Source organism: Escherichia sp. MOD1-EC5950, from assembly GCF_002965345.1.
Taxonomy (GTDB): domain Bacteria; phylum Pseudomonadota; class Gammaproteobacteria; order Enterobacterales; family Enterobacteriaceae; genus Escherichia; species Escherichia marmotae.
The window spans coordinates 1-4,968 of sequence record NZ_PTSR01000062.1 but is presented as its reverse complement, the minus strand read 5'-3'; the positions used below and the strand labels follow the sequence as shown (position 1 = coordinate 4,968).

At 56.6% G+C, this 4,968-nt stretch carries 3 protein-coding genes; all 3 read right to left on the bottom strand.

Annotated features, from left to right (window positions below; genetic code table 11):
* Positions 1-221: 221 nt before the first annotated feature.
* Genes prpE through prpC form a run of 3 tightly spaced genes read right to left on the bottom strand, consistent with a single transcriptional unit; the run spans position 222 to position 4,802 of the window.
* Complete coding sequence (prpE, locus tag BEA93_RS23855; protein WP_105225145.1) at positions 222-2,108, bottom strand: propionate--CoA ligase; 1,887 nt, start codon at positions 2,106-2,108, stop codon at positions 222-224.
* 39 nt (positions 2,109-2,147) lie between these two features.
* The gene (locus tag BEA93_RS23850; protein WP_001515835.1) at positions 2,148-3,599 is read right to left on the bottom strand and encodes a bifunctional 2-methylcitrate dehydratase/aconitate hydratase; all 1,452 of its coding nucleotides are present in this window, start codon (positions 3,597-3,599) and stop codon (positions 2,148-2,150) included.
* A gap of 33 nt (positions 3,600-3,632) precedes the next feature.
* A complete protein-coding gene (prpC, locus tag BEA93_RS23845; RefSeq protein WP_001285922.1) occupies positions 3,633-4,802 on the bottom strand; it encodes a bifunctional 2-methylcitrate synthase/citrate synthase in 1,170 nt (389 codons plus the stop codon).
* Between the last annotated feature and the right edge of the window lie 166 nt (positions 4,803-4,968).

The window sequence follows — 4,968 nt, the reverse complement described above, 5'->3', positions numbered from 1 at the left end:
GGATGCGGCGCGAGCGCCTTATCCGACCTACGGTTCAGACCTGCAGGCCTGATAAGACGCGCCAGCGTCGCATCAGGTATCAAAGCACGGTTGTCGGATGCGGCGCGAGCGCCTTATCCGACCTACGGTTCAGACCTGTAGGCCTGATAAGACGCGCCAGCGTCGCATCAGGCATCAAAGCACGGTTGTCGGATGCGGCGCGCGACGCGTCCGACAATACCTTACTCTTCCATCGCCTGGCGGATCTGATCCAACGACGCGGGATCATCAATGGTCGTCAGATCCCCCGGATCGCGTCCTTCGCAAATGGCCTGGATCGTGCGGCGCAACATTTTTCCGGATCGCGTTTTCGGCAACTGCGAGACAAACCAAACGTGCGCCGGGCGGCCAAAGTTGCCAATCTGGCTGTCCACCAGCGCCATAATTGCCTTTTCTTCGGAGTGTGCCACCTCGCGGTCTTCCAGACTGTCGCTCTCTTTCGGAATAACAAACGCCACCGCCACCTGCCCTTTCAACGCATCTTTCACCCCTACCACCGCCACTTCGGCAACGCCAGGATGACTGGAGATACTCTCTTCAATCTCGCGCGTGCCCAGCCGATGCCCGGCAACGTTAATCACATCATCAGTGCGCCCGAGAATAAAGTGATAGCCATCAGCATCGCGGATACCCCAGTCAAAGGTGGCATATACCGGACGGGAAAACAGCGACCAGTATGTCTTCACAAAGCGGTCGTCGTCACCCCAGATAGTCTGAATACAGCCCGGCGGCAGCGGCCCTTCCACCACCAGCATCCCTTTCTCATTCACGCCGCACGGTTCGCCAGTAGCTTCGTTGAGCAACTGCACATTGTAGCCATACATCGGCACGCCGGGGCTTCCCAGACGCGTCGGCCTGTCGTCCAGGCCTCGAGCAATCGCCATAATCGGCCAGCCGGATTCGGTCTGCCAGTAGTTGTCGATGACCGGCACATCCAGCGTATTGCTCACCCAACTGGCGGTCGGTTCATCCAGCGGTTCTCCTGCCAGATAGAGCACTTCCAGCGACGAGAGATCGTGTTTACGAATTTCAGCAGTAGGAAATTTTTTCAGCACGCGAATAGCGGTCGGCGCTGAGAACATTCGGCTCACCTGATATTTCTCGACAATTTTCCACCACACGCCACAGTCCGGCCAGGTCGGCAACCCTTCGTAAACAATGGTCGCCATCCCCGCCAGCAGCGGTGCGTAGACAATATAAGAATGCCCCACCACCCAGCCGATATCCGACGCGCAAAAGAACACACCGCCCGCTTTGCCACCAAAAATGTTTTCCATTGAGGTTGCCAGCGCCACCGCATAACCGCCGACGTCACGCTGCACGCCTTTAGGTTTTCCGGTCGTGCCGGAGGTGTAGAGAATGCAGGAAGTTTCGTTAGATTCCAGCCAGGCGACCGGCACCCGCGCGCCGATGTGCTGATGACGCAACGAAGCGAAATCAACATCCCGCCCGCTGACGCGCGCCATTTTCGCCAGCCCGCGATCCACCAGCAAAACGTGGCGCGGTTGGTGCTGCGCCTGCTTTATCGCATCATCGAGCAATTTTTTATAGGGAATGATTTTGCCGCCACGCGCCCCGGCATCTGCCGAGACAATCAGCACCGGTTTGGCGTCGTCGATTCGCGCCGCCACGCTGTGCGAAGCAAATCCACCAAATACCACCGAGTGAATAGCACCAATCCGCGCGCAGGCCAGCAGGGTAATGTGCGCTTCGGCAATCATCGGCATATACACCAGCACCCGATCGCCGCGCTGCACGCCCAATGAGCGCAACATTGACGCCACCGCGTTCACTTCGTCATATAACTGGCGAAAGGTAAACGTGCGCTCTTCTTCTGTTTCCGAAGAGACGGCAATCAGCGCCAGCGCCTCTGGCTGTTTCTCCAGCCAGCGGTCGACGGCGTTGTGGCACAAATTGGTTCGGCCTTCACAAAACCAACGGGCAAACGGCGGATTGCTGTGATCGAGCGTTTGCGTAAAGGGCGTCTGCCAGTCGATACGCAGGGCCTGCTCGGCCCAGAACTGCTCCGGTTCGTTAATCGAACGCTGATAAAATTCGCTAAAAGACATAATGCTCTCCTGTTGAACTTACGCCTTACCGCCGTTTGCTTAAATCACGTACAGGTCGAGATACTCATTGACCGGCATCTGCTCGAGGCGAGTTCTGTCGAGAGAAACCGCCAGAATGTGCTGCTGCTGGCGAGTCGGAAACTGGCGCGCAAGGTTGATTTTGAATTTATCGACCAGCTTCGGAATGCCATCCTGACGGCGGCGGGCATGACCAATTGGGTACTCCACCACCACTTCTTCAAAGCGCGTACCGTCGGTGAACTCAAGGGTAATGGCGTTGGCAATAGCGCGTTTTTCCGGGTCGTGGTAGTCGGCAGTAAACGCCGGATCTTCAAAGCAAGTGATCTTCTCGCGCAGGGCGTCGATGCGTTTATCTTGCGCAACCTTGTCTTCGTAATCTGCCGCCGTTAAGCGCCCAAACAGCAGCGGGATCGCCACCATGTACTGAATGCAGTGGTCGCGGTCAGCCGGGTTATTGAGCGGCCCTTTTTTGTCGATGATGCGAATACAGGCTTCGTGGGTGCGGATGGTCACTTTTTCGATATCCGCCGCTGTTTTACCTGCAGCCTGCATCTGTTCATAGAGCGTCATCGCCGCTTCAACTGCCGTCTGGGAGTGGAACTCCGCCGGGAAGGAGATTTTGAACAGCACATTTTCCATAACGTAGGAACCGTACGGACGCTGGAAGCGGAACGACTCACCTTTGAAGGAGACGTCGTAGAAGCCCCACACCGGCGCAGTCAGGGCTGACGGATAACCCATTTCGCCGGTTTTCGCCATCAGCGCCAAACGTACCGCGCGGGATGTGGCATCGCCCGCCGCCCAGGATTTACGCGTGCCGGTGTTCGGCGCATGACGATAGGTACGCAGCGACTGACCGTCCACCCACGCCAGCGAAACAGCGTTGAGAATTTCCTCGCGGGTCAGGCCGAGCATTTCGGCCACCACGGCGGTGGAAGCCACTTTCACTAACAAAACGTGGTCGAGGCCGACGCGATTAAAGGCGTTTTCCAGCGCGATGCAGCCCTGAATTTCGTGGGCTTTGATCATTGCGGTCAGCACGTGCTTCATGGTCAATGGCGCTTTGCCGCTGGCGACTGCGTTGCGGGATAACCAGTCCGCCGTGGCGAGAATACCGCCGAGGTTGTCGGAAGGATGGCCCCACTCCGCTGCCAGCCAGGTATCGTTGAAATCGAGCCAGCGGATCATCGCACCGATGTTAAACGCAGCCTGGACAGGGTCGAGCTGGAACTGAGTTCCGGGGACACGCACGCCGTTAGGTACGACGGTGCCGGGGACAATTGGCCCCAGCAGTTTTTTACAGGCTGGATATTCCAGCGCTTCCAGACCACAGCCGAGGGTATCGAGCAGGCAGTAATGGGCGGTGTCGTAGGCCACTCTGGAACTGATTTCGTAATTCATGACGTAATCGACGATATCAACGATTTCACGGTCGAATTCCGGGCGGATGTTGTTGATTTGAGCTGACATTGGGTACGTTTCCTTATTGTTATTCGTAGAGGTTTACTGGCGCTTATCCAGCGCAACAAACTGACGGTCTTCCGGTCCAACGTAATTCGCGGAAGGACGGATAATTTTGTTGTCCTGACGTTGTTCAATAATGTGCGCCGCCCAGCCGGTAACGCGAGCGATGACAAACAGCGGAGTGAACATCTCAGTGGGGACGCCCATCATGTTGTAGGAAACGGCAGAGAACCAGTCGAGATTGGGGAACATCTTTTTCGTCTCCCACATCACCGTTTCCAGACGATCGGCGATGTTGTACATCTTCAGTGAACCGCCTTCCTGCGAGAGCTGCTTCGCCACACGTTTGATCACCTGATGGCGCGGATCGGCAATGGTATAAACCGGGTGCCCGAAACCAATGACCACTTCTTTGTTTTCCACGCGTTTACGAATATCCGCTTCGGCTTCATCCGGCGTTTCGTAGCGTTGTTGGATCTCCAGCGAAACTTCATTCGCCCCGCCGTGTTTCGGCCCACGCAGTGCGCCGATTGCGCCGATAATGGCTGAATACATGTCAGAACCGGTGCCCGCAATAACCCGGCTGGTGAAGGTGGAGGCGTTAAACTCGTGTTCGGCGTACAGCACCAGCGAAATTTGCATCGCCTTTTCCCAACTTTGCGACGGCTTTTCGCCATGCAGCAGATGCAGGAAGTGGCCGCCGATGGAGTCGTCATCGGTTTCCGGCTGGATGCGTTCGCCGTTGTGGCTGTAGTGATACCAATAGAGAAGAATCGAACTCAGCGACGCCAATAATTTGTCAGCAATATCCCGCGCGCCTGAGACGGTGTGCCCCTCTTTTTCCGGCAGCGTACAGCCGAGCGCAGAAACGCCTGTGCGCATGACATCCATCGGGTGCGACGCCGCAGGTAAGGCCTCCAGCACGGTACGCACGTTAGCCGGTAAACCACGCAGGGCTTTCAGTTTCGTTTTGTAGGCGGCGAGTTCGTCACGGGTCGGCAGCTTGCCGTGGATCAGCAGATGCGCCACTTCTTCAAATTCGCAATGTTCTGCGAGGTCGAGAATATCGTAACCACGGTAGTGCAGGTCATTGCCGCTTTTACCCACCGTGCAGAGCGCCGTATTGCCCGCCGGAACGCCGGAAAGTGCCACAGATTTTTTCGGTTTAATGACATGGGTACTGTTTTGCAGGATCGTTGTGTCGCTCATGTTGTCCTCGTCATTGTTATCATTTGTAGGGTCGGGATTGTTGTCGGATGCGACGCCATGCGTCTTATCCGACCTACAGTTCAGTACACCCCGTAGGCCTGATAAGTCGCGTCAGCGGCGCATCAGGCATCGGTTGTCGGATGCGACGCCATGCGTCTTATCCGAC